The 23,609-nt window shown below is 67.9% G+C and carries 13 protein-coding genes and 1 pseudogene; 7 read left to right on the top strand and 7 right to left on the bottom strand.

Features of this window, described 5'->3' with window-relative positions:
* Positions 1–198: 198 nt before the first annotated feature.
* A complete protein-coding gene (gene aceA, locus WG922_RS06135) occupies positions 199–1,524 on the bottom strand; it encodes an isocitrate lyase (protein ID WP_340281398.1) in 1,326 nt (441 codons plus the stop codon).
* Between the two features lie 298 nt (positions 1,525–1,822).
* On the opposite strand from aceA, the gene WG922_RS06140 reads away from it, so the two are divergent.
* Both WG922_RS06140 and WG922_RS06145 read left to right on the top strand, forming a co-directional pair.
* Positions 1,823–2,737: a DMT family transporter gene (locus tag WG922_RS06140; RefSeq protein ID WP_340281399.1), complete on the top strand. Its 915-nt coding sequence runs from the start codon at positions 1,823–1,825 to the stop codon at positions 2,735–2,737.
* 193 nt (positions 2,738–2,930) lie between these two features.
* Positions 2,931–3,410, top strand: coding sequence for an SWIB/MDM2 domain-containing protein (locus WG922_RS06145; RefSeq protein ID WP_340281814.1), 480 nt, complete (start codon positions 2,931–2,933; stop codon positions 3,408–3,410).
* A 151-nt stretch (positions 3,411–3,561) separates the two neighbouring features.
* Here WG922_RS06145 and WG922_RS06150 read toward each other — a convergent pair whose 3' ends face one another.
* Positions 3,562–4,119 carry a bactofilin family protein gene (locus tag WG922_RS06150; RefSeq protein WP_340281401.1) on the bottom strand — a complete coding sequence of 186 codons (558 nt, stop codon included), beginning with the start codon at positions 4,117–4,119 and terminating at the stop codon, positions 3,562–3,564.
* 232 nt (positions 4,120–4,351) lie between these two features.
* On the opposite strand from WG922_RS06150, the gene WG922_RS06155 reads away from it, so the two are divergent.
* Positions 4,352–5,062, top strand: coding sequence for a hypothetical protein (locus tag WG922_RS06155; protein ID WP_340281402.1), 711 nt, complete (start codon positions 4,352–4,354; stop codon positions 5,060–5,062).
* Positions 5,063–5,253: 191 nt separating this feature from the next.
* Here WG922_RS06155 and WG922_RS06160 read toward each other — a convergent pair whose 3' ends face one another.
* From WG922_RS06160 to WG922_RS06175, 4 genes and pseudogenes are all read right to left on the bottom strand, one after another.
* A complete protein-coding gene (locus WG922_RS06160) occupies positions 5,254–6,165 on the bottom strand; it encodes a hypothetical protein (protein ID WP_340281404.1) in 912 nt (303 codons plus the stop codon).
* Positions 6,166–6,624: 459 nt separating this feature from the next.
* Positions 6,625–7,830 (bottom strand): general secretion pathway protein GspB, encoded by a 1,206-nt coding sequence (locus WG922_RS06165; protein WP_340281405.1) that lies wholly within the window; start codon positions 7,828–7,830, stop codon positions 6,625–6,627.
* A 988-nt stretch (positions 7,831–8,818) separates the two neighbouring features.
* Positions 8,819–10,000: pseudogene (locus WG922_RS06170) on the bottom strand (AAA family ATPase); the annotation flags it as partial.
* 26 nt (positions 10,001–10,026) lie between these two features.
* On the bottom strand, positions 10,027–11,268 hold the full coding sequence (locus WG922_RS06175) for an MFS transporter (protein WP_340281406.1): 1,242 nt from the start codon (positions 11,266–11,268) through the stop codon (positions 10,027–10,029).
* A gap of 116 nt (positions 11,269–11,384) precedes the next feature.
* Here WG922_RS06175 and WG922_RS06180 point away from each other — a divergent pair, with 116 nt between their 5' ends.
* The 4 genes from WG922_RS06180 (at position 11,385) to WG922_RS06195 (ending at position 23,227) form a co-directional block, all read left to right on the top strand.
* Positions 11,385–12,209: an SDR family oxidoreductase gene (locus WG922_RS06180; RefSeq protein ID WP_340281407.1), complete on the top strand. Its 825-nt coding sequence runs from the start codon at positions 11,385–11,387 to the stop codon at positions 12,207–12,209.
* A gap of 377 nt (positions 12,210–12,586) precedes the next feature.
* On the top strand, positions 12,587–20,071 hold the full coding sequence (locus WG922_RS06185; protein WP_340281408.1) for a beta strand repeat-containing protein: 7,485 nt from the start codon (positions 12,587–12,589) through the stop codon (positions 20,069–20,071).
* Positions 20,072–20,168: 97 nt separating this feature from the next.
* A complete protein-coding gene (locus WG922_RS06190) occupies positions 20,169–21,890 on the top strand; it encodes a type I secretion system permease/ATPase (RefSeq protein ID WP_340281409.1) in 1,722 nt (573 codons plus the stop codon).
* Entirely contained in the window at positions 21,887–23,227 is a 1,341-nt protein-coding gene (locus WG922_RS06195) for an HlyD family type I secretion periplasmic adaptor subunit (protein ID WP_340281411.1), read from the top strand. The genes WG922_RS06190 and WG922_RS06195 overlap by 4 nt, the downstream gene beginning before the upstream one ends.
* Before the next feature lie 27 nt (positions 23,228–23,254).
* On the opposite strand, the gene WG922_RS06200 is transcribed toward WG922_RS06195, so the two are convergent.
* Positions 23,255–23,587 carry a hypothetical protein gene (locus WG922_RS06200; RefSeq protein WP_340281413.1) on the bottom strand — a complete coding sequence of 111 codons (333 nt, stop codon included), beginning with the start codon at positions 23,585–23,587 and terminating at the stop codon, positions 23,255–23,257.
* Between the last annotated feature and the right edge of the window lie 22 nt (positions 23,588–23,609).

The following is a 23,609-nucleotide window of genomic DNA, read 5'->3' on the forward strand; positions in this document are numbered from 1 at the left end:
CGCTTCTGCTTCTTGCTGCCCCAGGCGGAGCGTGGAACGAGTCGCGACTACCCGACCGTCAGGCGACGGTGCTTCCTTCCGGAGTAGTTCGCGGTGTCATAACCAGGGTGCCTTTCTCGCTCTTGTGGCGCCGCCCGAGGTAGGCGGACGAGGCAAGCATTCTAGCGTGCCGTCGTCTGCGAGCGGCGCCCCGCGCCCTTATGCCGCCTTGCGCTGCTCGAAGAACTGCTCGTCTTCGGTGGAGCCCTTCAGCGCAGCCGTCGAGGCCTGCGCTTCGATGGTCGTGGTGACGGCGTCGAAGTAACCCGTGCCGACCTCGCGCTGGTGCTTGACGGCCGTAAATCCCTTCTCGGCCGCCGCGAACTCGGCTTGCTGGAGCTCGACGAAGGCCGTCATGTTCTGGCGCGCGTAACCCCATGCCAGGTTGAACATCGAGTAATTCAGGCTGTGGAAGCCGGCGAGCGTGATGAACTGGAACTTGTATCCCATGGCGCCGAGTTCCTTCTGGAAGCGGGCGATGGTCACGTCGTCGAGGTTCTTCTTCCAGTTGAACGAAGGCGAGCAGTTGTAGGCCAGCAGCTTGCCGGGGAACTTGGCGTGGATGGCGTCCGCGAACGCCTTGGCAAAACCCAGGTCGGGCGTGCCCGTCTCGCACCAGATCAGGTCGGCGTACTCGGCGTAGGCGAGGCCGCGGCTGATCGCCTGCTCCAGTCCGTTGCGGCTGCGGTAGAAGCCTTCCACCGTGCGCTCTCCGGTGAGGAAGGCGTGGTCGGTCGGATCGATGTCGCTGGTGACGAGATTGGCCGCTTCGGCGTCGGTGCGCGCCAGCAGAACGGTGGGCGTACCCATCACGTCGGCAGCCAACCGGGCGGCGACCAGCTTCGAGACTGCCTCGCGGGTAGGCACCAGCACCTTGCCGCCCATGTGGCCGCACTTCTTCGCCGCAGCCAGCTGGTCTTCGAAGTGCACGCCCGCGGCGCCCGCCTCGATCATGGCCTTCATGAGTTCGAACGCATTGAGCACGCCGCCGAAGCCGGCCTCGGCATCGGCAACGATGGGAGCGAAGTAGTCGATATAACCCTGGTCTTCCTGCGTCTTGCCCTCGCTCCACTGAATCTGGTCGGCACGGGCGAAAGTCGCGTTGATCTTCTTGACCACCTTCGGCACGGAATCGACCGAGTAGAGCGACTGGTCGGGGTACATCTCGCCGTTGCTGTTGGCATCGCCCGCGACTTGCCAGCCGGAGAGGTAGACGGCCTTCAGCCCGGCCTTCACCTGCTGCATGGCCTGGTTGCCGGTCAAGGCGCCCAACGAGTTGACGAAGGGCTCGGACTGCAGCAGCGACCACAGCTTCTGCGCGCCGCGCTTTGCCAGCGTGTGCTCGATCGGCAGGGAGCCGCGCAGGCGCACGACGTCGGCGGCGCTGTAGCCGCGCTTGATGCCGTGCCAGCGCGGGTTCTCGGCCCAATCCTGCTCGAGTTGGGCGATCTGCTGGTCGCGCGAGAGTGAGGTCCAGTCGGTCATAAAAACGCTCCTTGAGGTTGCTGAAAAGTGGTGACGTAAGTGCGTGAGCTACTGGGTCCTACTCTAGTCTTATAGAAGACCGGCAACGCCTCTTCTGTCTTATACAAGACAAAATAAATATCCATGTACTTCAATGACTTGGCGTTCTATTTCCTCAATGTGGAATTGCCATTCTTATATTGAGAAAAAATGCGGCAACGCAGCATGGCGATATGTCGCATCGTGAAACGACGACACGCATGTGGAAAGCCGCAGCGCGGCTCATGCATGATCGGCCACCCCGATAGTTCACCGCCGCATGTCCAACCGCTCGCAACGGCTCGCCGCCTATGGCTGCCTTGCCCTCAGCATGACGCTGGTGGGCAGCTACGTAGCGCTGTCCAAGCCACTGCTCGTGGTCTTCCCGGTGATGCTGCTGGCGTGGCTGCGATTCGGAATCGGCGCCGTTGCCATGCTGCACTGGCTGCCCAAGCCCGCTCTGGAGGGGCCGCTCTCGCCGCGTACGCGCCTGTTGCTGTTCCTCGAATCGTTCCTGGGAAACTTTCTCTTCACCGTCTGCATGCTGCTGGGCGTGAGCATGACAAGCGCCGTCTCGGCGGGCGTCATCCTTGCGGCCATTCCGGCGGCGGTGGCCGTCATGAGCTGGGCCTTTCTCGGCGAGCGGATCGCTCCGCGCACCTTGCTCGCGCTTGCCTGCGCCGCGTCGGGAATCGGGCTGCTCGGGCTGGCGCAGATCGATGCCCCCGGCGCTGCGCACCGCGGCACGTACTGGCTCGGCAACCTGCTCGTGTTCGCAGCGGTGCTCTGCGAAGCGGCCTATGCCGTGATCGGCAAGCGGCTCACCGGAGCACTGGGGCCCAGGCGCATCAGCGCCCTCATCAATCTCTGGGGACTGGCACTCGTCACGCCCTTCGGCCTGCACGCCTCGCTGCGCTTCGACTTCGCCTCGGTGACGCCGGCGTTGTGGCTGCTGCTGCTGTTCTACGGACTGGCCGCCAGCGTCTGGACGGTATGGCTGTGGATGACCGGGCTGCGCCACGTGCCTGCGTCCGAGAGCGGTGTCTTCACCGTCCTGCTGCCCGTGTCCACGGCGCTGGTCGGAGTCGTTGCACTCGACGAGCCATGGGGGGCACTGCAGCTTGCCGCCCTCGCACTCGCCATCCTCGGCGTCGTGCTGGCGACGCTGCCTTCGCGGCGGTCCGGCGACCGCTGAGACATCCGCGGCATCCCCGCACTCGCCACACGCGCCAAACGAGTCCCTCCGCCCCGGGGGAAAAACGCAACGGCCCCCAATGGAAAAAGCCATTTTTCCCTTGGAACGGCGTTTTTTCTCATTTAGCATCCGCACTGCCAATGTGAATCACGTTTCATTGGTGGTCACGATCAACTTCAAGAAGGAAAGTCAAATGGCAACTGCGAAGAAAGCTGCGGCGAAGAAAGCGCCGGCGGCCAAAAAGGCGGCTCCGGCGAAGAAGGCGGCGCCCGCCAAGAAGGCGGTGGCGAAGAAGGCGGCGGCACCGGCAAAGAAGGCCGCACCCGCGAAGAAGGCGGCGGCTCCGGCGAAGAAGGCCGCTCCCGCGAAGAAGGCAGCGGCACCGGCCAAGAAGGCTGCCGCCAAGAAGGCCCCCGCCAAGAAGCGCACCCCCAACGCCGCTTTCATGAAGCCCCTGACGCCCGATCCCGCGCTCGCCGCGGTGGTGGGCTCCCAGCCCCTGCCCCGCACCGAGATCGTCTCCAAGCTGTGGGCCTACATCAAGAAGAACAAGCTGCAGGACGCGCAGAACAAGCGCATGGTCAATGCCGATGCCAAGCTCAAGGAGCTGTTCGGCAAGAACCAGGTGTCGATGTTCGAGATGGCCGGCCTGATCGGCAAGCACGTCAAGTAAGCCGCCTTTGCAGGCAAGGAAAAGGGGCCGCTTTCGCGGCCCCTTTTCTTTTTCCGCTGCGTGCGGAGTGTGCCCCCGCCGCAGACAGCCACGGCGCAGGACGCTGGCAGTCGCCGCCCCGTCGAGAGGGGCAGCGGACAGGCGGGATGGATCAGCCGTTGACCTGCTGCAGCGGACGCGCGGGGAGCGTGGCGGTAGCTTTGGGCGCCGTGCCGAACTCGACTTCTCCGGAGAGCTGGCCGCCCTCCTCGATCACCACCTTGCCGTAGCGGATGCGGCCGGTGACCTTGCCCGTCGCAAAGATCGTGAGCTTCTCGCGCACGGTGAGGTTGCCGTCGAAATGGCCACGGATTTCAGCGATGTCGATTTCCGCCGAACCCTTGAACGAGCCCCGCTCGGCGATCTGGATGACGCGCGAGTCCATCGTCGCCTCGACCGAGCCCTCCACCACCAGGGTGTCGCAGTCGGTGATCTCTACTCCCTTGAGCTTGATGTTGGGGCCTACGGTCAGGCGGCTTTCGCTCTCCTGTACGGCCGCAGGCGCGGAGATGGCGGCGGGCACCGGGGTGGCCGCGACCGTCTGTGCTTGCGCCGTCTGTGCGGCTACATGCGAGGCCAGGATCGGCGAGGCAGCGCGCGAACCGGTGGCAGGGGCGTCGCCCGGCACATCACGCTTGTTGTTGTTGAAGAAGGGAGACTGCAAAGCCATGGGGACGTCCTCTCGCTCGGGTTGAAAGTGGAGCGGCAATGCTAAGAACCGCTGAGCACAAACGCATGCTTAGATGCGCAAGTTCGGTAACCAAACACGTCCGTTGTGTCATCGTTCGCGTGCATTGCACGCTACAGCCCCACGTCCAAAATGTAAGCGTCGTTGCGCCGTGACATATGGCAGGGCACGATGAGCTTGCCAACAAAGTTTCAGTGACGAGAAGGGGATTCGCATGACACGCCACCGGGTTCCGGCGGTCCGTTCCGCCGGCGCCGCCCTGCTGCTGGCCGCTGCCCTCTCGGGTGGCGGATCTCCGGCAGCCGCCTCCTCCGAATCGCTCGATGCAGGCGCGGCTACGTTGATGGCCGTCCTGCGTGAGAGCGCTGGCGCCAACAAGCAGGACGAGCGGCTCGAGCCCTGGGGCAAGGTCACGATGCAGCTCGAAGACGGGCGAGAGCTGGAGATCGAGGCCAGCTGGTTCCACTACCTCGGTGACATGCACATTCGGCTCGTATTCGACGGACCACAGAAGCTCCAGAGCGCCACTCCCGAAGACCTGGTCCGCATGCGGCTCGACGCCGAGCAGGCACTGACCCTCGCCGCACGCAACCTGCGCCGCATCTACGGCGAGCCGCAGGTGCGCCCCTGGGCCAGCGGTCTCATGCGCGTCGATGGCCGCGCCAATGACCTCAGCAGCAGCTATTTCCTGGATCGCCAGTTCTGGCTGGACCAGCAGCGCCAGCATCCCAACGGGCTGGTCGCGGCTGTCCCGCAGCAGGGTGGGCTGGTGTTCGCGCCGCTGGACGACCAGGCGGCCGTCGACAAGCTGCGCTTCAGCGCCGTGGCCTTGCACGCCGGAGCCCGCCACGCGCGCATTTCCTCTGCCCTGTACCTATTTCGGGAGGGCAAATGGTCGGTGTTCCAGCCTCCGAGAGGGCACTGAGCAGACCGGGCCTGGCCGACGCGCATCCGCAAAAAGCAAGGCCGAGAAGCAATTGCCAACCAGCACCGCGCAACGCATTCGTCCGAAAGCAGCGATCCAAGGCAGTGACGCAGGCCGCACGCATGCGCCCTTGGACCGCCATTGCTTCCCCGGCGTAGGACGCCGGCAGTGCAGCGCGAGCCGGCGTCTGCTCAGGGAGCAGCGCTGAAATCGAAAAGCGCTGCCTTCACCCCCGCGCTCAGCCCGAACAGGCGCGTTGCGAGCTGCTGGCGGGCGGCCGGCACATCCTCCTTCAGCTCGGTCCACCGCAGGTACTGCCTGGCATCGTCGCCCTCGGGGGACTGGCTGATCCTGGAGTGCGCCAGGTACTCGCCGCGTTCGGCGCCCACCAGAGCCGACTCCACGACGACCAGCGGGCGATAGCTGTTCATGACGCTTGCGGCGCCATACCCGGTGGTGATGCGAACCAGCAAGGGCGTGTAGCCGGGGGTGGGTGAGTAACCCACGCCGGCCTGCGCGGCGGCGACTGCAGGTGGCTCGGTCGTGGCGGGCGCAGGAGGCTGCTGCGCTGCAGCGGGCGGCGTCGGGCACTGCGCACCTGCACACGCATCCGCCGCAGGTTTCGCTCGGGCGGCGTCGGCGCCACTACCGGGGAGGTGCCCGGGCAGCCGCTTCACCTGCGTCAAGCGCACCTCACGGCCGGACGCCCGCACGTGCGAGGCGAGTTGCTCGGCGAATTCGCGGTTCATGTCCTGCCCGGCGCTCGCGGCGGCTTCGGACGCAAGCCGGCCGAACTCACGGCTTCGCTCGGCGCTGTCCTCGGCGCTTTGCCGTTCGGCCGCAAGAGCCAGCACCGCGCCGAACAGCGCACCACCAGCGCCGAAGAGGGCGCCCGCGTTCACCATGCTGCTCGCGCCCGACTCCCCGAACATGTGCACAACGCCGTGCTCCTCCGGGCTGTAGAAGATTTCGACTCTCTGGGTGCCCTCCTCGATCTGGGCCTTGTTGTGGTCCTTGAGCGAAGGAGGTGACGGGGGAGACGCGCAAGCTGCAAGGAGGAAGCAGCCGAACAATGCGAGCTGCACACGGATGTACTTGTTCATGGAAGGTAGAAATCGGTGGGAATCGGATCGGAACCGGTGCACCGGCCGGCAAATCGGCGGGCGCGCGCATGGGTACCGCGGCGAGCGATCGAGTTCTCGACGAAGCGATTCCACCCTTGCTGATACCTGACCGAATGGCGCTGGTGGGGCGCTTGTGGGCCGCCTGTGCAATTCGCCCCGATCCGCGGCCGATGCACTCACCTCAAAAGTTCGTCGCTGACGCAGTCCGAGGCGCCTGAACAGGCAGTTCGGCAGCGCGCGGAGTGCCGGCGCCGGCACTCCGTGTCCCATGCGCATCCACCGGGTGGCGCCGAAGGCGCCGCGGTTACCAGGTGCCGTTCGCATCGCGCATCGGCGATGCGCGCGCTGTCGGCCCTTGCGGCTGAAATGCGCCTGCGCCGAGGCGCAAGCGCGGTTTCCTCGCGCCGCTGCGCTCTATCGGCACGCGCGCGCACCGCATCAGAAGGAGACGGTGTGCTCCTGGCCCCGATAGCGCAGCACGGCGCCGCTCGGGCGAATGGCCTCGATGACCACTCCGGGCACCGGCTCGGCCCCTTCGCCATGCACCTGGCCGTTCACGATCAGCATGCGCTTGCTCGGGTCGCGGGAGTAGACACCGCCACTGATGGCGACCGCGGGGGCGTCGGGCGGCAGCACGCTGGCGGCGGCCGCCGCCGGAGCGGATGCAGGCGCCCTCGGCGGCAGCTGTTGCGGCGCTGGCGACGTGCGCGATGGCGGTGATCCGGCCCCGGGCTGGCCTGCGGAGGCCGCCGCTGGAGCGCCAGGCGCAGGCTGCCCGGGCGGCAGAGGCGCAGTCGGTGTGGCACGCTGACCGGCCGGAGCCGAGCGCACGGACCGTGGCGGGGACGGAGGCTGCGCAGGCTCGGTCGGTTGCGGTGGCTGCGCAGCCTGCGGTGGCTGGGTCGGTTGTGTCGCCGGTTGCGCTTGCTGCGCTTGCTGCGCTTGCTGCGGTTGCTGCGGTTGCTGCGGTTGCTGCGGTTGCTCCGGTTGCTGCGGTTGCTCCGGTTGCTGTGTCGGCTGCACGGACGCCGGAGCATCGCCGACCTGCCCCGCAGCCGGCGCCGCACCGAGCCCCGGACGCGAGCGGGCGCGGGCGTCGGCCGCCGCGCGGGCCGCGGCGGCTGCGTCATCGGCGGTGGCCCCCACCCGGCGCATGCCGGCTGCCGCCTGCTGCGCCACATCCGGAGCAGCCGGCACCGGGCGTGCGGCGGGAAGGCTGGGCGGCGGCGGCGGGTGGATCGCGTTCACCGGCACGCGGGAAACCACGGGCGCGGCGGGCGCCGGTGGCTCCCTGTGTCCGGAAGCTTGCGCAGGTCCGCCCGGCGATGCGCCCACCGACCCGCCCGGCGATGCCGCAGCCATGCCTTCCACACCGGCGCTCGCCACGAGGGAGCCGCCGGCGGGCTGCGCCGCCTGCGCAAGCTGCGGCAGCGCATGGCCGACGGGCAGCCACTGCCATGCCGCCGCGGCGAGCAGGCCGACGCCCAGCGCAGGGACGCCCCAACGCAGCAGCGCGGATGGAGGCGTGCGCCCGTCGGGCACCGCAGGCTGGTTCGCGTCGCCCGCCTGGGCGTGGATGCCGCGGGACGCATCGCGTTCGCGCTGGGCGTCCGCGCGCCGCAGCGCATCGAGGATGAAGGACATGGTCGTACGGGGCTCAAGGTGCGGTGTGCAGGCGCGGCTCGTCTGCGCCTGCGACCCGGTTCAGTTGCATGTAGGTGGGCGGCGTAAGCATGCCGCTCACGGGCAGGTTCTGCGCCGTCTGGAAACGGCGCACACGGCTGCGCAGCAGGCTCGGCGAGCGGACGATCTCGGCGCTTGCGCGCGCGTCGTTCTGTGCGAGCTGCGCGGCCACCCAGGCCAGCGTCTCGCTGTCGCGGCGCAGGTCGCCTTCGGTGCCGGTGTAGCTCGGCGGCGTGCGCCACAAGGTGGCGAAGTCGCCGCTCCAGCGGGCCTTCAACGCCTGCAGCGTGACGGTCTGCTGCGTTCCCGCGGCCTGCAGGGTGGCACTGTGCGGCGTCAGCGCCAGCAGCAGCGCATAGGACGGGCTGCCGGTTGCCACGTCGAGGGTGAGGATGCCGGGACGGTCGAGGCGCCGGATCTCCTCGAGGGTGCTGACGCCGGCGAAGCATCGAAGCTGCTGACCGCCCAGCGCATCGCAGGCCGACACGCCCGGTGGGATGTCGATGTTCCAGCGGCGCGCAAGCTCGCGCCAGGCCGAGTCTTCGTCGCGCAGCAGGGTCGGCTTCTTTCCGCCGCTATAGACGCTATCGACGAAGCCTGAGCGGCCGGCACCAGTGGGTTCGCTGGTGGCACCTACACCCTCGGCCAGGCGAGCGGTGCCGCTGCCGCTGCCGCTGCCGCTGCCGCTGCCACTGCTGCCTGTGCCGCCCGAGGTGCTACTGCCGACTGCGGTGCCTGCGGCGTCCGCAGTTCCCGTGATGCCTGTGGCGCGCGTGGAGCCCGTGGCGCCGACCGCACCGGCCTGGCCGACCTTCCCTGCGCCGACCGTGGTGTGGCCTTCGCTGCTGGCGCCATGCGTACCCGCTCTCACCGTGCCGCCGGCGGCGGTGACGCTCGCGCCGACACCGCCCCGGGACGGCCCAGTAGCAGACGCGTCGCCAGCGCGGTCTGCCGGCGCTGCCGCCGCGACAGCCAGCGCAGGCATGCCGCGCCTTCCCGCATCGATGCCGCGGCTTTCACCGTTCGCGCCGACCTGATCGGCTCCCGCCGAAGACGGCCGCAGCGGCGCCGCAGCCAGCGGCCCCGACGCGGCTTGTCCAGGCGGCTGCGCCGGGGCGCTCGCCTGCCACACCGCGGCTGCCGGCAACCAGCTCCAGGAGGCCGTCGCGAGCCAGCGGTCCACGGGCGGCATCGGCACCGCGTGCAGGGCACCGGAGCCGGCGCCCCACCCTGCCAGCGCGAGCCCGGCGCCGGCGAGCGCCAGGCCGGCACGCCGCATGAGCGGCCGCCGGGACCGGGCCCGCTCGCCCGGGCCACCGAACACCTCCCGCGCAGCCTGTTCGACCGTGGCCGCATCGACGCGGTCGCGGGTGTGGGCATAGGCGCCGAGCAGGGCGCGGTCGCACAGCAGGTTGATGCGCCGGGGAATGCCCCGGGCGTGCCGGTGCACGCGCCGGATCGCGCGGCGGTCGAAGGGGGGCACCCGGTCGAGCCCCGCCACCTCCAGCCGATGGCGCACGTACCAGCCGGTCTCGGCCTCGTTCAGGGGCAGCAGGTGGAAGCGTGCGACCACCCGCTGCGCCAGCTGCTCCAGCTCGGGGCGGGCGAGCAAGTCGCGCAGCTCGGGCTGGCCGATCAGCACGATCTGCAGCAGCTTGCGCGAGGGCGTCTCGAGGTTGGTGAGCAGGCGCAGCTGCTCGAGCACCTGCGCCGAGAGGTTCTGCGCCTCGTCGATGATCAGCACGCTGTTGCGCCCGGCTGCATGCGCGCGCAGCAGGTAGGCGTTGAGCGGGTCGAGGTAGTCCTTGACCGTGGTGGCGCGTCCCTCGGGCAGCGCCACGGACACGTGAAACTCTTCGCAGATCGTCTGCAGCAGCTCGACGACGGTGAGCTTGGGATTGAAGATGTAGGCGACGTCGCAATGCGGCGGAATCTGCTCGAGAAAGGCCCGGCAGACGGTGGTCTTGCCGGTGCCGATCTCGCCCGTGAGCAGCACGAACCCGCCACCGCAGGAGACGCCGTAGAGCAGGTGTGCGAGCGCCTCGCGGTGGCGCTCGCTCATGTACAGGTAGCGCGGGTCGGGCGCGATGGAGAACGGCTCGTGCCGCAGGCCGAAGAACGGTGCGTACATGGGCAGCAGGATACCCCCGCCCTTGCTCAGGCGGGAACGGGCATGCCCCGCGGTACGTGGCGCATGCGCAGCGCACTCGCCACCAGCAGCAGCTGCACCGCCACCAGCGCCAGCCAGACGCCCTGGTAGTTCTGGCGGTCCATCAGCATGCCGAAGGCCAGTGGCGCCACGGCCTGCCCGATGTCCAGGCCCGAATACACCACCCCATAGACGCGGCCCGAGGCATTCTCGGGCGTCGAGCGCTTGACCAGCAGGTCGCGCGACGGCCCGGCCAGTCCCGAGACCACGCCCATCAGGCCGAACAGCACGGGCACCAGGTAGCCCGGCATCGGTACGAAGGCGATTGCGAGCGCCACCAGCGCCGCCGCGCCGAAGCCGGCGCCGACCACCCGCTCGCAGCGCTGCGCATCGGCCGTGAGGAAGCCGCCCAGCAACATGCCGCCGGCGCTGCACACCATGTAGACCGTGAGGCACATGGCCGCCAGTGCCACCGGCACACCATGGATGAAACGCGCCGCCTGTGGCGCATAGGCCTGGATGCCGGTGAGGACCGCGGCCCAGCACAGGAAGAACCAGAAGCACATCCACACGGCGGGGATGCGCAGGAAGCCGAAGTTGCCCCCCGCAGCGTCGGCGCCGCCGGCGCGCGGCGTGACGGGCGCCAGCAGCAGGCGTTCGCGGTTGATCCAGAGCACGAGCAGCACGGCATACGCCAGCACGCCCGCGGCCGCCAGGGCCACGCGCCACGAGAACGCGATGGCCAGCGGCACCAGCAGCGCCGGCGCCAGCGCCCAGCCGAGGCTTCCGGTCACGCCGTGAAAGCTGTACGCATGGCCCAGCCGCGCCTGGCTGACCTTGCGGTTGATGAGGGTGTAGTCAACGGGGTGGAACACGCCATTGCCGATGCCCGCCATCACTGCCCAACCCGCCAGGGCCCAGTAGGTAGGCGCCGTGGCCATGCCGAAGGCGGCGGCGCCGAGCAGGCCCAGCCCCGCGAACAGCACCGGCCGCGGCCCGTGCCGATCGACCAGGAAACCGGACGAAGCCTGCACCGCGCAGGACACCACGAAAAACAGCGTCATCAGGAAGCCGAGCTGGGTGTAGCTCACCTGGAAGGCGTCCTTGAGCCAGGGGAACAGCGGCGCCAGCAGGAGCTGGCTGAAGTGGCTGATGAGGTGGGCAATGCCCACGAGCCCGATGACGCTGGCGTCCTGACGGAACGGGACGGAGGGCGCTGCGGGGGCGCTGCCGTGGGTACTGCTGTTCATGGAAGCGAATGCTAGCGGCTTCGCGCTCCCCGGCCCAGCCCGTCGTCCTGTCGCGGCGGCGGCTGCCGCGCCGGGTCGTGGCGTTCGATACTGGCCGCCGCAGAAAGGACAGCACCATGGAAATGCAGGGAAAAGTGGCCATCGTGACCGGCGGGGGCAGCGGCATCGGCGAGGGGCTCGTGCGCCGCTTCGTGGCGGAAGGCGCGCGCGCGGTGGTGGCGGCGGACCTGCGGCTCGAGGAGGCCGAACGCGTCGCGCGCGAAGCCGGTGCGCACGCGCTGCACTGCGACGTGCGCCAGGAGTCGTCCCTGCGCGCGCTCGTGGACGCCACACGCGCGCGCTTCGGGCAGGTCGATGTGTTCGTCTCCAACGCCGGCATCCTGGGCCGCACGGGCGGCTTCGAACTCGAGGACGCGCTGTGGGACAGCATGTGGCAGGTGCACGCCATGGCGCACGTCTGGGCGGCGCGTGCGGTGGTGCCGGAGATGGTGGCGCGCGGCGACGGCTATTTCGTGGTCACCGCGTCGGCGGCAGGCCTGCTCAACATCGTGGAGTCGGCGCCCTACGGCGTGACCAAGCACGCGGCCGTGGCCTTCGCCGAGTGGCTGCGCATCGCCTACGGCCGGCGCGGCGTGCGCGTCTCCTGCCTGTGCCCGCAAGGTGTGCACACCGAGATGACGCGCGCGGGCGGCGGATCGGCCGGCCACGACGGCATGCTGACCCCGCAACAGGTCGCCGAGGTGGTGGTGCAGACCATGCGCGACGAGCGCTTTCTCGCCTTGCCGCACCCGGAGGTAGCGCAGTATGTGCAGGCCAAGGCGCAGGACTACGACCGCTGGATCGGTGGGATGCAGAAGCTCTATGCGCAGCACATGCAGGCGAATGACGGGATCAAGCCGCCGTCGAGGCAGGCCGGGGGAGCCAAGCCGCAGTCGGCGTAACGCTCCGAGTAACACGCCCGACGGCTAGCCTACCGGCACCCGTCGGCAGGCCTTCCTGGCGCCGTCCCTGAGCAGACAAGCGACGCACGCGAGGCAAGCGCGGACCGAGCGGCGCGCGATATACGTTATATGTGACAGCTCGATTGAAGAGCTAAAGCTACAGATGTCGGATCTTTTTCCGATCACTTTTTAGCTCCACACCACATCTTTCGTCTACGACCCAACTTGCAGACGCGCAAACCTGCATCCGTGCAAACCCGGATATATGTAACAACCTGACACAGGTTGTCGCGCCAACTCCTAAACTCCGCTTCCCGCGCTTACCTCAGCGTTTTGTGGCAGCACTTCCGGCGACGTTTCCGGACATGGAGTAGACGATGGCGACCAGCAGCACGAACACGGTCAACGGTGTCAACACCGTCTCCTTCTCGAAGACGCCGCAGGCGAACGGCGATTCGTACCTGGACTACATGGCAGAAGATGCGTTGGAGGTTGGCAGCTGCTTCTATTTCGATGTCATGGCCAATGACCTGGGCGGCAAGGCCAAGACGCTGTACTCTGTCGATGACGGGACTGGATCGACTACAGAGTTCATGAAGGACCTGACGGTCTCGGACACGACGAACGTAGCCACGGCATGCGACGGACGCACCGCTCAAGGTGCTGAGTTGCGCATCGTCGATGGCAAGGTGCAGGTTCGGGTGGACGAGGCGTACCTTGCCAAGCTCCGCGCGATGGGCGCGGGCGAGGCCTTCGAGGACACGTTTGTCTACGCCATCCAGCTCGGGAACGGGACACTGGCGTGGGCTAAAGTGACGTTCTCCATTACGGGTGCCAACGATGCGCCGGTGATCACCGGCGCAGCTGGCGCGGGCACTATCACCGAAGTCACTGGCACCCCCGCCGAGGAGGCCGAGGCGTTGGAGGCCTCCGGCTCGATCGCCTTCAGCGACGTGGACGTCACCGATGTGAACGAAGTGAGCTTCGTGCTCACCTCCGTCAACGGCAACACCGCCGATCTGTCCGCCGCAGTGGGCACCTTCTCGGCCTCCGTCTCCGGCGACACGGACGCCACCACCGCCGGCAGCATCGACTGGGCCTACAGCGTCGCACCGGCTGCCGTGGAGTACCTGGCCAAGGGCGAGACGCTCACGCTGGTCTATACCGTCACCCTCGATGACGGCAACGGCGGCTTCGACAGCCAGATCGTGACTGTCACCATCACCGGCACCAACGACGCACCGGTCATCACCGGCGCAGCCGGCGAGGGCGCTATCACCGAAGTCACCGGCACCCCCGCCGAGGACGCCGAGGCACTGGCGGCCTCCGGCTTGATCGCCTTCAGCGATGTGGACGTCACCGATGTGAACGAAGTGAGCTTCATGCTCACCTCCATCAACGGCAACACCGCCGATCTGTCCGCCGCAGTGGGCACCTTCTCGGCCTCCGTCTCCGGCGACACCGCAACCAGCACCGCCGGCAACATCGACTGGGCCTACAGCGTCGCACCGGCTGCCGTGGAGTACCTGGCCAAGGGCGAGACGCTCACGCTGGTATATACCGTCACCCTCGATGACGGCAACGGCGGCTTCGTCAGCCAGATCGTGACTGTCACCATCACCGGCACCAACGACGCCCCGGTGATCGATGGCTCCAGTTTCACCGGCACCATTGCGGAGCTGGGCTCCAACGTCGATACCGGGCCTATCGGCATCACCGGCACCTTCGAGTTCGACGACGCCGACCTGTCCGACACCCACACCGTGGGCTTCACTGCGGTGGGCACGACGCTGGGCACGCTGACCAGCCTGAGCATCTCCGACGTGGCCACCGGCGCCGGCACCGGCACCGTGAGCTGGGCCTACAGCGTCGATGCCAGCCTGGTGGCCTATTTGGCCGCCGGCGAGTCTCGCGTCGAGGAGTTCACCGTCACCGTGCTGGACGTCCATGGCACTCCCTTGAGCGACTCGGCCATCGTGCGTGTGACCATCACCGGCACGAACGACGCCCCGGTCCTCGGAGCGGACGTGGCGGTCCAGGTGGACGAGCTCGGCTCCAACATCGACACCGGAACCATCGCTCTGAACGGTGTGATCTCGCTGAACGACGCCGACACCAGCGACAGCCACAACGTCGCAGTGACCGCCAGCGGCTCCAACGCGCCCGGCGGCGCTGCCCTCGGCACGCTGATCCCGGCCGTCAATGCCACGGGCGACGGAGTGACCTGGAGCTACTCGGTCAACGCTGCCTCGGTGGCCTATCTGGCTGAGGGCGAGTCCCGCATCGAGACCTTCACCATCACGGTCAGCGACCGCGCTACCGGCGGTCTGACCGACACCGCCCAGGTTCAGGTGACCATCACGGGCACCAACGACGCCCCGGTCCTCGGGGCGGACGTGGCGGTCAGCGCGAACGAACTCGGCTCGAACATCGACACCGGCACCATCGCTCTGAACGGTGTGATCTCGCTGAGCGACGCCGACACCAGCGACAGCCACACCGTCGCAGTGACCGCCAGCGGCTCCAACGCCCCCGGCGGCGCTGCCCTCGGCACGCTGACCCCGACGGTAAGCGCCACCGGCGACGGCGTAACCTGGAACTACTCGGTCAGCGCTGCCTCGGTGGCCTACCTGGCCGAGGGTGAGTCCCGCGTCGAGACCTTCACCATCACCGTCCGCGACCGTGCCACCGGCGGACTGACCGATACCGCCCAGGTCCAGGTCACCATCACGGGTACCAACGACGCACCGGTGATCGATGGCGAGCTCTTCTCCGGCACCGTCGCGGAGCTGGGCTCCAACATCGACACCGGCCCGATCGGCGCCACCGGCACCTTCGAGTTCGCCGACGCCGACCTGTCCGACACCCACACCGTGGGCTTCACTGCGGTGGGCACGACGCTGGGCACGCTGACCAGCCTGAGCATCTCCGACGTCGCCACCGGCGACGGCACCGGCACCGTGAGCTGGGCCTACAGCGTCGATGCCAGCCTGGTGGCCTATTTGGCCGCCGGCGAGTCTCGCGTCGAGGAGTTCACCGTCACCGTGCTGGACGTCCATGGCACTCCCTTGAGCGACTCGGCCATCGTGCGTGTGACCATCACCGGCACGAACGACGCCCCGGTCCTCGGAGCGGACGTGGCGGTCCAGGTGGACGAGCTCGGCTCCAACATCGACACCGGAACCATCGCTCTGAACGGTGTGATCTCGCTGAACGACGCCGACACCAGCGACAGCCACAACGTCGCAGTGACCGCCAGCGGCTCCAACGCGCCCGGCGGCGCTGCCCTCGGCACGCTGATCCCGGCCGTCAATGCCACGGGCGACGGAGTGACCTGGAGCTACTCGGTCAACGCTGCCTCGGTGGCCTATCTGGCTGAGGGCGAGTCCCGCATCGAGACCTTCACCATCACGGTCAGCGACCGCGCTACCGGCGGTCTGACCGACACCGCCCAGGTTCAGGTGACCATCACGGGCACCAACGACGCCCCGGTCCTCGGGGCGGACGTGGCGGTCAGCGCGAACGAACTCGGCTCGAACATCGACACCGGCACCATCGCTCTGAACGGTGTGATCTCGCTGAGCGACGCCGACACCAGCGACAGCCACACCGTCGCAGTGACCGCCAGCGGCTCCAACGCCCCCGGCGGCGCTGCCCTCGGCACGCTGACCCCGACGGTAAGCGCCACCGGCGACGGCGTAACCTGGAACTACTCGGTCAGCGCTGCCTCGGTGGCCTACCTGGCCGAGGGTGAGTCCCGCGTCGAGACCTTCACCATCACCGTCCGCGACCGTGCCACCGGCGGACTGACCGATACCGCCCAGGTCCAGGTCACCATCACGGGTACCAACGACGCACCGGTCCTCGGGGCGGACGTGGCGGTCAGCGCGAACGAGCTGGGCTCGAACGTGGATACCGGAACCATCGATCTCAACGGCGTGATTTCGCTGAGCGATGCCGACACCAGCGACAGCCACAACGTCGCAGTGACCGCCAGCGGCTCCAACGCCGCCGGCGGCGTGGCCCTCGGCACGCTGACCCCGAGCATCACAGGCGAGGGAGTGACCTGGAGCTACTCGGTCAACGCTGCCTCGGTGGCCTACCTCGCCGAGGGCGAGTCCCGCGTCGAGACCTTCACCATCACGGTTCGCGACCGCGCTACCGGCGGGCTGACCGACACCGCCCAGGTCCAGGTCACCATCACCGGCACCAACGACGCTCCGGTCCTCGGAGCGGACGTGGCGGTCAGCGCGAACGAGCTGGGCTCGAACGTGGACACCGGAACCATCGCTCTGAACGGCGTGATCTCGCTGAGCGATGCGGATACCAGCGACAGCCACAACGTCGCAGTGACCGCCAGCGGCTCCAACGCCCCAGGCGGCGTGGCCCTGGGCACGCTGACCCCAGCCGTCAACGCCACCGGCGACGGCGTGACCTGGAGCTACTCGGTCAACGCTGCCGATGTGGCCTACCTGGCCGAGGGCGAGTCCCGCATCGAGACCTTCACCATCACGGTCCGCGACCGCACTACCGGCGGGCTGACCGACACCGCCCAGGTCCAGGTCACCATCACGGGTACCAACGACGCACCGGTGATCTCACTGCACACGGGCGACTCGGCCTCCTCGACCCTTGACGAGAACGATGCCGGCCTCACCGCCAGCGGCACTCTCACCGTGCGCGACGCCGACGACAGCGACACCGTCACCAACGCAGTGACGAACGTGTCCGTCGGTGGAACCTATAGCGGCACCAGCGTTCCGAACAGCGCCACGCTCCTGGGCATGATGAGCGTCGATGGTGGCGCGGTGGATGCCGACAGCGGTGACTCCTCCAACATCGCCTGGACTTTCAGCTCCGGCAGCCAGGCCTTCGACTTCCTGGCCGAGGGCGAGACGCTGACGCTGACCTACACCATCGTCTCGGACGATGGCTCCGAGACCGACGATCAACAGGTGACCATCACCATTTCCGGCACCAACGACGCCCCGGTGATCGGCGGCACCTTCAGCGGCACGGTAAAGGAGGACACCTCCGTGGCCTCTGACAACATCACTACCAGCGGTGCCCTCACGATCGTTGATGCCGATACCGGGCAATCCAACTTCATTGTCCAGACCGCTAGCGCGGGCTCCAATGGATTCGGAACCTTCACGCTAGATGCCAATGGCAACTGGACGTATACGGCTTCCAATAGCCAGGCTGCAATCCAGCAGCTCAGCGCGGGACAGTCGCTCACCGACTCGTTCACGGCCACGTCCATCGACGGAACCGTCGCCCAAGTGGTCACGGTCACGATTTTCGGAACCAACGATGCGCCAATTCTCGATGCCAGCAGGACGCCAGTACTCGCAGACGTCAACGCCAGCACGGGTGTACCGACTGGAGCCGTCGGCTCCCTTGTCTCTTCACTCGTGGACTTCGCTATGCCATCGGGACAAGTGGACAACGTCACCGATGTCGATGCTAGCGCCCACCTGGGTGTAGCGCTGACCGGCACAAGTGGCTCTGGTATCTGGTTTTACAGCCTCGACAACGGAACAAACTGGACCGCCGTCGGAAGCGTCAGCGATGGGGCCGCGCTACTGCTAGCGGCCGACGCGAACGCACGGGTCTTTTTTCAATCGACCACGGGCGGAACAGGCGAGTTGTTGTTCAGGGCATGGGACCAAAGCTTCGGAGACTCCGGAACGAGAGTTTCCACCGCGGTAAATGGAGGAACGACGGCCTTCTCTGCGGCTACCGACACCGCGACCGTTAGGGTCAATGCAGCAGTTACTGGCTCGGCAACAATCGGCATGCCGACCATGAGCGGGAACAAGACCACTGTCTCGATCACATTCTCGAAACCTGTGGATGTCTCCACCATTTCTGAAGTGGACTTTCAGTTCGTCTACGGAAGCTCGTCCACCACGCTGACACCCCAAATCGAATCTTCTATTTTTAGCGTCGGTAACACGGTCTTGACTGTCGAGTTCCAAGGATTCACCGGAAACACATCGCAAACTGGCACGCTGACGCTGCTCAACTCATATCAGTTCGCCGACGGGAGCGCCGGGGCTACAACATCTCGCAGCACGTTCCAGATGTACCCGGCGGGAGCTGCGGGTGAGCCGATTCTGCTCGGGCTGGCAGATCAACTGCCGGGTCAACACGTGAGCAGCATGATCGTTCACGGCGTGCCTGAAGGTTGGTCCATTAACCAGGGCGTTCGTTTATGCGACGGGTCTTGGCAGATCGAATCGCCCGAGTTGGGCACGCTAGCGATCACCTCGCTCGCTAGCTTTCAAGGCGCAATCGTCGTGGAACTCGTCCTGAGCACAGTTCACTTCGACGGATCACACGGCACGCACATCCTTACAAGCAACATCGAAGCCTTCCCCCCCGGCTCCCCCATCTTCGGCTGGTCCGGCGACGACCACCTTTCCGGCTCCTCCGCCGCCGACACCTTCGTCATCGCCAACCCCATCGGCGCGCACGTCATCCACCACTTCGACGCGTCGGCCGACAAGGTCAACCTCATCGCCTTCGGTGCGTCGAGCTTCGTAGACCTGCAGGCGCACCTCGGCGAGGATGGAAACGGCAATGCCCACATCACCTTCGGCGACGGGATGACCGTGACCATCCTGGGAGTGAGCGCGGCCCAGCTTTCGGCGGCCAACTTCACGTTCGACGAAATCCCGGTCCTGAACAACACCGGCACGATGACCCTGGGCACCGGCTCGATGCTTCCCTTTTCAGGCGTCGTGAACAACACCGGCACCATCAGCCTCGAATCCGAGGGCGCCTACACCCTCCTGCAGATGATGCAGCAGGGCGTGACGCTGCAAGGCGGTGGCGAGGTGACCCTGTCCGACAGCGACGGCAATGTGATCGCCGGCAGCGTGGCCGAGGTGACTCTGACCAACATCGACAACACCATTTCCGGCGCCGGCCGTATCGGCGATGGCCAGCTCACGCTGATCAACCAGGGCACCATCGCCGCCACCGGCACGCAGCACGCGCTGGTGATCGATACCGCCGGCAATGTGGTCGTCAACAGCGGCCTGTTCGCCGCCCTGGGCGCCGCGGGGCTGGTGGTCGCCAGCGCCACCACGGGCAACGGCAGCGCCCTGGTCGGCGACGGCTCCACCCTCACCTTCGCGGCGGCCACCGACGCAGATATCGACTTCGGGGCAGGTCCGGGCCAGGGCACCCTGGTGCTCGGCCAGCCCGCCGCGTTCACCGGGACCATCACCGGTCTGCTCGGTGGCGACACCATCGCCCTGTCCGATGTGCTGTTCACCGGCAGCAGCCAGGTGAGCTACGCCGCCGGGCCGTCCGGCGCGGGCGGCACGCTCATGGTGAGCGATGGTACGAATGCGGCGCAGTTCTCGGTGATCGGCCGCTACACCGAAGGCGACTTCCAGGTCGTGATCGGCGCCGACGGCATGGCACGCATCACCAGCACCGCCACCGACCACGGCACTGTGCTGGGAACCGTCGGCAGCGACATCCTTGCCGGCACGGCGGGCGACGACATCCTGGTCGGCGGCAAGGGTGCGGACATCCTCACCGGCGCAGCGGGCAGCGACACCTTCGTCTGGCGCACCGGCGACTTCGGTGGTGCGGTCGATTCCATCAGCGACTTCACCCTCGGCGAAGGCGGCGATGTGCTGGCCCTGGGCGGACTCCTTCCAGAAGCCGCCGGTGGCGACCTGTCGCAGTTCGTGCGCGTCGAAAGCACGGAGACCGGCACGATGGTGAGCATCGACGCCAGCGGCTCCGGTGAGTCCTTCCAGGAGCTGGTGTTGCTGCAAGGCGTCACCGGCATCGACCTCACGACGCTCGCGCCCCACATCAACGCCTATCCCTTGGCTTGATGCGTGGATTCCGGGGCTGCGGCCCCGGAATCGTTCACGTTCGCGGGCTTCCCATGCTTGACCTGCCTCGGTTTGCTGCGGATGCTCGGTCAGTCGTATGAAGCCCCTGCTCCAACTCCTGAAACGCCCGCTGCTGTCCGTTGCGGGCTTTTCCTTGTTCATCAACCTGCTGATGCTGGTTCCGGCCATCTTCATGCTGCAGGTGTTCGACCGGGTGCTGGTTTCGCGCAGCATGGACACCCTGGTGGTGCTGGCGCTGGGCGCGGCGCTGGGCCTGGCGCTGATGGTGGCGCTCGACTACGTGCGCGCGCGGCTCCAGGGCGTGGCGGGCAACGTCATCGCCGATTCGCTGGCTCCGGTGGTCACCCGGCTGTCGGTGGCGCAGGGCGCTCGGCTCACCGGCGGCCGGAACACGTCGGAGGGGCTGCGCGACGTGCAGGCGCTGCGGTCGGCGTTCTCGGCGCAGGGGCTGCTGGCGGTGTTCGATGCACCCTGGCTGTTCTTCTATGTGGCCGTTATCTGGCTGGCCCATCCCTACCTGGGCATGACAGCCCTCGGCGCCGCTGCCCTGATGTTGGCGCTGACGCTGGTCAACGACTGGATCACCCGCAAGGACATCGAGGCCCTGCAGCGCTCGGCCGCGGCCGCCACGCGCTATCTGGAAACCTCCCTCGCCAATGCCGAGATCGTCCAAACCCTCGGCATGACCGACGCCCTGCTCGCGCGCTGGCAGCGCAAAAACGCGGAGGTCGCCGCCTTGCAACTGCCCACGGCGCGCAAGACCCTGGGCATGGCCGCCCTCACCCGCGGCCTGCGCCAGGCCGTCCAGGTGGGCATGCTGGCCGTGGGCGCGTGGCTGGTCATTTCGAACCAGGCCTCGCCGGGCGTGACCATCGCCTGCACCATCCTGCTCGGGCGCGCGCTCGCGCCGGTGGAGCAGCTGGTGGGCAGCTGGAAGATCCTGTCCGAGGCGCGCGCCGCGTTCGGCCGACTGGCGCAGCTGCTCGCCGCCGACGCCGCGCAGGATCCGAGCATGGAGCTGCCGACGCCACGCGGCCAGCTCATAGGGCGCCAGCTCGTCTACCGCGCACCGGGCGGCGAACGCCTGCTGCTCGCGGGCGTGTCCCTGCAGCTGGAAGCCGGCGAGTCGCTCGCCATCGTGGGCCCGAGCGGCGCCGGCAAGAGCACGCTGCTGCGCCTCCTCACGGGCGTGTGGCAGCCCACGGCGGGGGTGGTGCGGCTGGACGGGTTCGACCTGTCCCAGTGGCCGCGCGAGCAGATCGGCCCGTGGCTGGGCTATGTGCCGCAAGACGTGGAGCTGTTCGCAGGGTCGGTGGCCGACAACATCGCCCGCCTGGGCCTGCCGGACCCGGCCAAGGTGGTGCAGGCGGCGCAGCGCGCGCGCGTGCACGAGATGATCCAGTCGCTGCCGCAGGGCTACGACACGATGATCGATCCACGGTCCGCCCTGCTCTCGCCCGGACAGCGCCAGCGCATCGCCCTGGCCCGCGCGCTGTATGGCGACCCCAAGCTGCTGGTGCTCGACGAGCCCAACTCCAACTTAGACGGCGCGGGCGAAGCTGCGCTGGCCGAGGCGCTGAAGGCCTTGCGCGGACAGGTGACGGTGGTGGTGGTGACGCACCGCAGCGCGCTGGTGCAGCACGTGGACAAGATGCTGGTGATCGAGGCCGGCAAACCGCAGCACTACGGCACCGTGGCCGAGGTGCTGAAAGCGCTGCACGGTGCGACGCCTGTGTCCGGCGGCGCTGTCGCAGCCATGCCGGCAGCCGCACCGGCAATCGAGACGGTTACTTCATGAATGCCCTTGCCCCTTCCGCACTGCCGCCCGCCGGCAATGTCGCCGGCCATCTGGCCGAGTCCGGCCGCCTGATCCGCACGGGGATGCTGATCCTGGGGCTGGCGCTGGTGCCCATGGGCGCCTGGCTTGCGCTCGCACCGCTGGCGGCTGCCGTGGTGGCACAGGCGCACGTCAAGGTCGATCTGGACCGCCGGCCGGTGCAGCACGCGGAGGGCGGCATCGTGCGCGAGGTGAAGGTGCGCGATGGTCAGCGCGTGGCCCAGGGCGAGCCCCTCCTGGTGCTGGGCGACGTGGCGGTGGACGCCGACGTCAACCGCCTGGGCTATCGACTTCTGGCCGAGCAGGCTGGCGTGGTCCGCTTCGAGGCCGAGCAGGCCGGCGCGGCGCGCTTGATGTTCCCGCCTCAGTTGCTGGAGGCGGCCAGGTCCGACTCGCGCCTGGCGGAGCAGCTCGCCAAGGAGCGGTCCCTGTTCCAGGCCCGCCGCGACGCGCTGCAGGGCCAGGTCGCACTGCTGCGGGCCCAGCGGGAAAAAATTGCGCAGGAGGTAGCGGCCCTGCGGGCGCAGATCGAGCAGGCGCAGGCGTCGCTGAAGCACCAGCGCTTCGAGCTCGATCGCAATCGCCAGCTGCTCAAGGAAGGCTTCATCGCCGACACCCGCATCGCGCAGCTGGAGGCGGGCGTCGCGGACTACGGTGTCAAGCTGGAGGAGCGGCGCTCCGAACTGGCGCGCGCCGAGCAGCGCTCCGTCGATACCGATTTGCGCATCAGGGCCCTGGAGAGCGAATACCGGCAGCAGGCGAGCGACCAGCTCAAGGTCGCCCTGGTGCGCGTCTCCGAGATTCAGCAGGAACTGCGCAAGTCCACCGACGCGTCCGAGCGGCAGGTGATCGTCGCGCCCGTCGCCGGCGAGGTGATGAACCTGCGCTACACCAGCCCGGGCGGTGTGGTGAGCCCGCGCGAGCCGATTGCCGACATCGTGCCAGCCGATCCCCGCCTGGTCGTGGAGGCGCAGATTCGTCCCGAGGACATCCGTCGCGTGCAGCCGGGCCAGCCAGCCCACATCCGCTTTTCCGCCTTCAACGCGTTGACGACGCCCATGGTGGATGCGAAGGTGTTCTATGTCTCGGCCGACCGGTTGGTGCAGCGCGAGACGCAGCAGCCGTATTACGTCGTGCTGATCGAGGCCGATGCGGCTTCCTTGCAGCAGGCCGGGCAGCTCACGCTGCAGGCCGGCATGCCGGCAGAGGTGTTCATCCAGGGCGAGGAGCGCACCCCGTTGCAGTACCTGCTGGAGCCGATCACCCTGCTGATGCACCGCGCCGCGCGGGAACGGTGAGCCGGGCGCCCCGGGCTGCGTGACCGTTCAGTCCTGCGGCGCCCGCGCCTCGACGTCAGTCACCTCCAGCCGGCGTGCAGCGGGTGAAGTTCCCCGGTTCGCGTCGGCGCGCGGGGTGCGACTGGGTGCCTCCGCGCGAGCGGCCTGGCTCCAGAAGCGGCCGAAGCCCGCGCGTGGATCCATGCGCATGACGAACGGCGCCACCGGGCGCCCCGTCAGGCGCGCCCAGCCGGCGTAGAGCGCCCAGCCCCCCAGCAGGACCAGCCCCGCGAAAGCGAGGCTGGCCGCCACCACGAGGCCGAGCACGAGCAGCACGCAGCGGACGATGACGCGGACGAACCGCTCGAACAGATCGCTCATGAGGTAGGGTGAAGAATCAGAA

The organism is Ramlibacter sp. AN1015, assembly GCF_037726105.1.
GTDB lineage: Bacteria > Pseudomonadota > Gammaproteobacteria > Burkholderiales > Burkholderiaceae_C > Ramlibacter.

What these genes read in the sequence shown, in the direction of transcription:
- WG922_RS06175 (WP_340281406.1), bottom strand. Translation starts at nt 11,268, where the DNA reads ATGAACAGCAGTACCCACGGCAGCGCCCCCGCAGCGCCCTCCGTCCCG.
- WG922_RS06140 (WP_340281399.1), top strand. Translation starts at nt 1,823, where the DNA reads ATGTCCAACCGCTCGCAACGGCTCGCCGCCTATGGCTGCCTTGCCCTC.
- WG922_RS06150 (WP_340281401.1), bottom strand. Translation starts at nt 4,119, where the DNA reads ATGGCTTTGCAGTCTCCCTTCTTCAACAACAACAAGCGTGATGTGCCG.
- WG922_RS06165 (WP_340281405.1), bottom strand. Translation starts at nt 7,830, where the DNA reads ATGTCCTTCATCCTCGATGCGCTGCGGCGCGCGGACGCCCAGCGCGAA.
- WG922_RS06200 (WP_340281413.1), bottom strand. Translation starts at nt 23,587, where the DNA reads ATGAGCGATCTGTTCGAGCGGTTCGTCCGCGTCATCGTCCGCTGCGTG.
- aceA (WP_340281398.1), bottom strand. Translation starts at nt 1,524, where the DNA reads ATGACCGACTGGACCTCACTCTCGCGCGACCAGCAGATCGCCCAACTC.
- WG922_RS06190 (WP_340281409.1), top strand. Translation starts at nt 20,169, where the DNA reads ATGAAGCCCCTGCTCCAACTCCTGAAACGCCCGCTGCTGTCCGTTGCG.
- WG922_RS06180 (WP_340281407.1), top strand. Translation starts at nt 11,385, where the DNA reads ATGGAAATGCAGGGAAAAGTGGCCATCGTGACCGGCGGGGGCAGCGGC.
- WG922_RS06195 (WP_340281411.1), top strand. Translation starts at nt 21,887, where the DNA reads ATGAATGCCCTTGCCCCTTCCGCACTGCCGCCCGCCGGCAATGTCGCC.
- WG922_RS06185 (WP_340281408.1), top strand. Translation starts at nt 12,587, where the DNA reads ATGGCGACCAGCAGCACGAACACGGTCAACGGTGTCAACACCGTCTCC.
- WG922_RS06145 (WP_340281814.1), top strand. Translation starts at nt 2,931, where the DNA reads ATGGCAACTGCGAAGAAAGCTGCGGCGAAGAAAGCGCCGGCGGCCAAA.
- WG922_RS06155 (WP_340281402.1), top strand. Translation starts at nt 4,352, where the DNA reads ATGACACGCCACCGGGTTCCGGCGGTCCGTTCCGCCGGCGCCGCCCTG.
- WG922_RS06160 (WP_340281404.1), bottom strand. Translation starts at nt 6,165, where the DNA reads ATGAACAAGTACATCCGTGTGCAGCTCGCATTGTTCGGCTGCTTCCTC.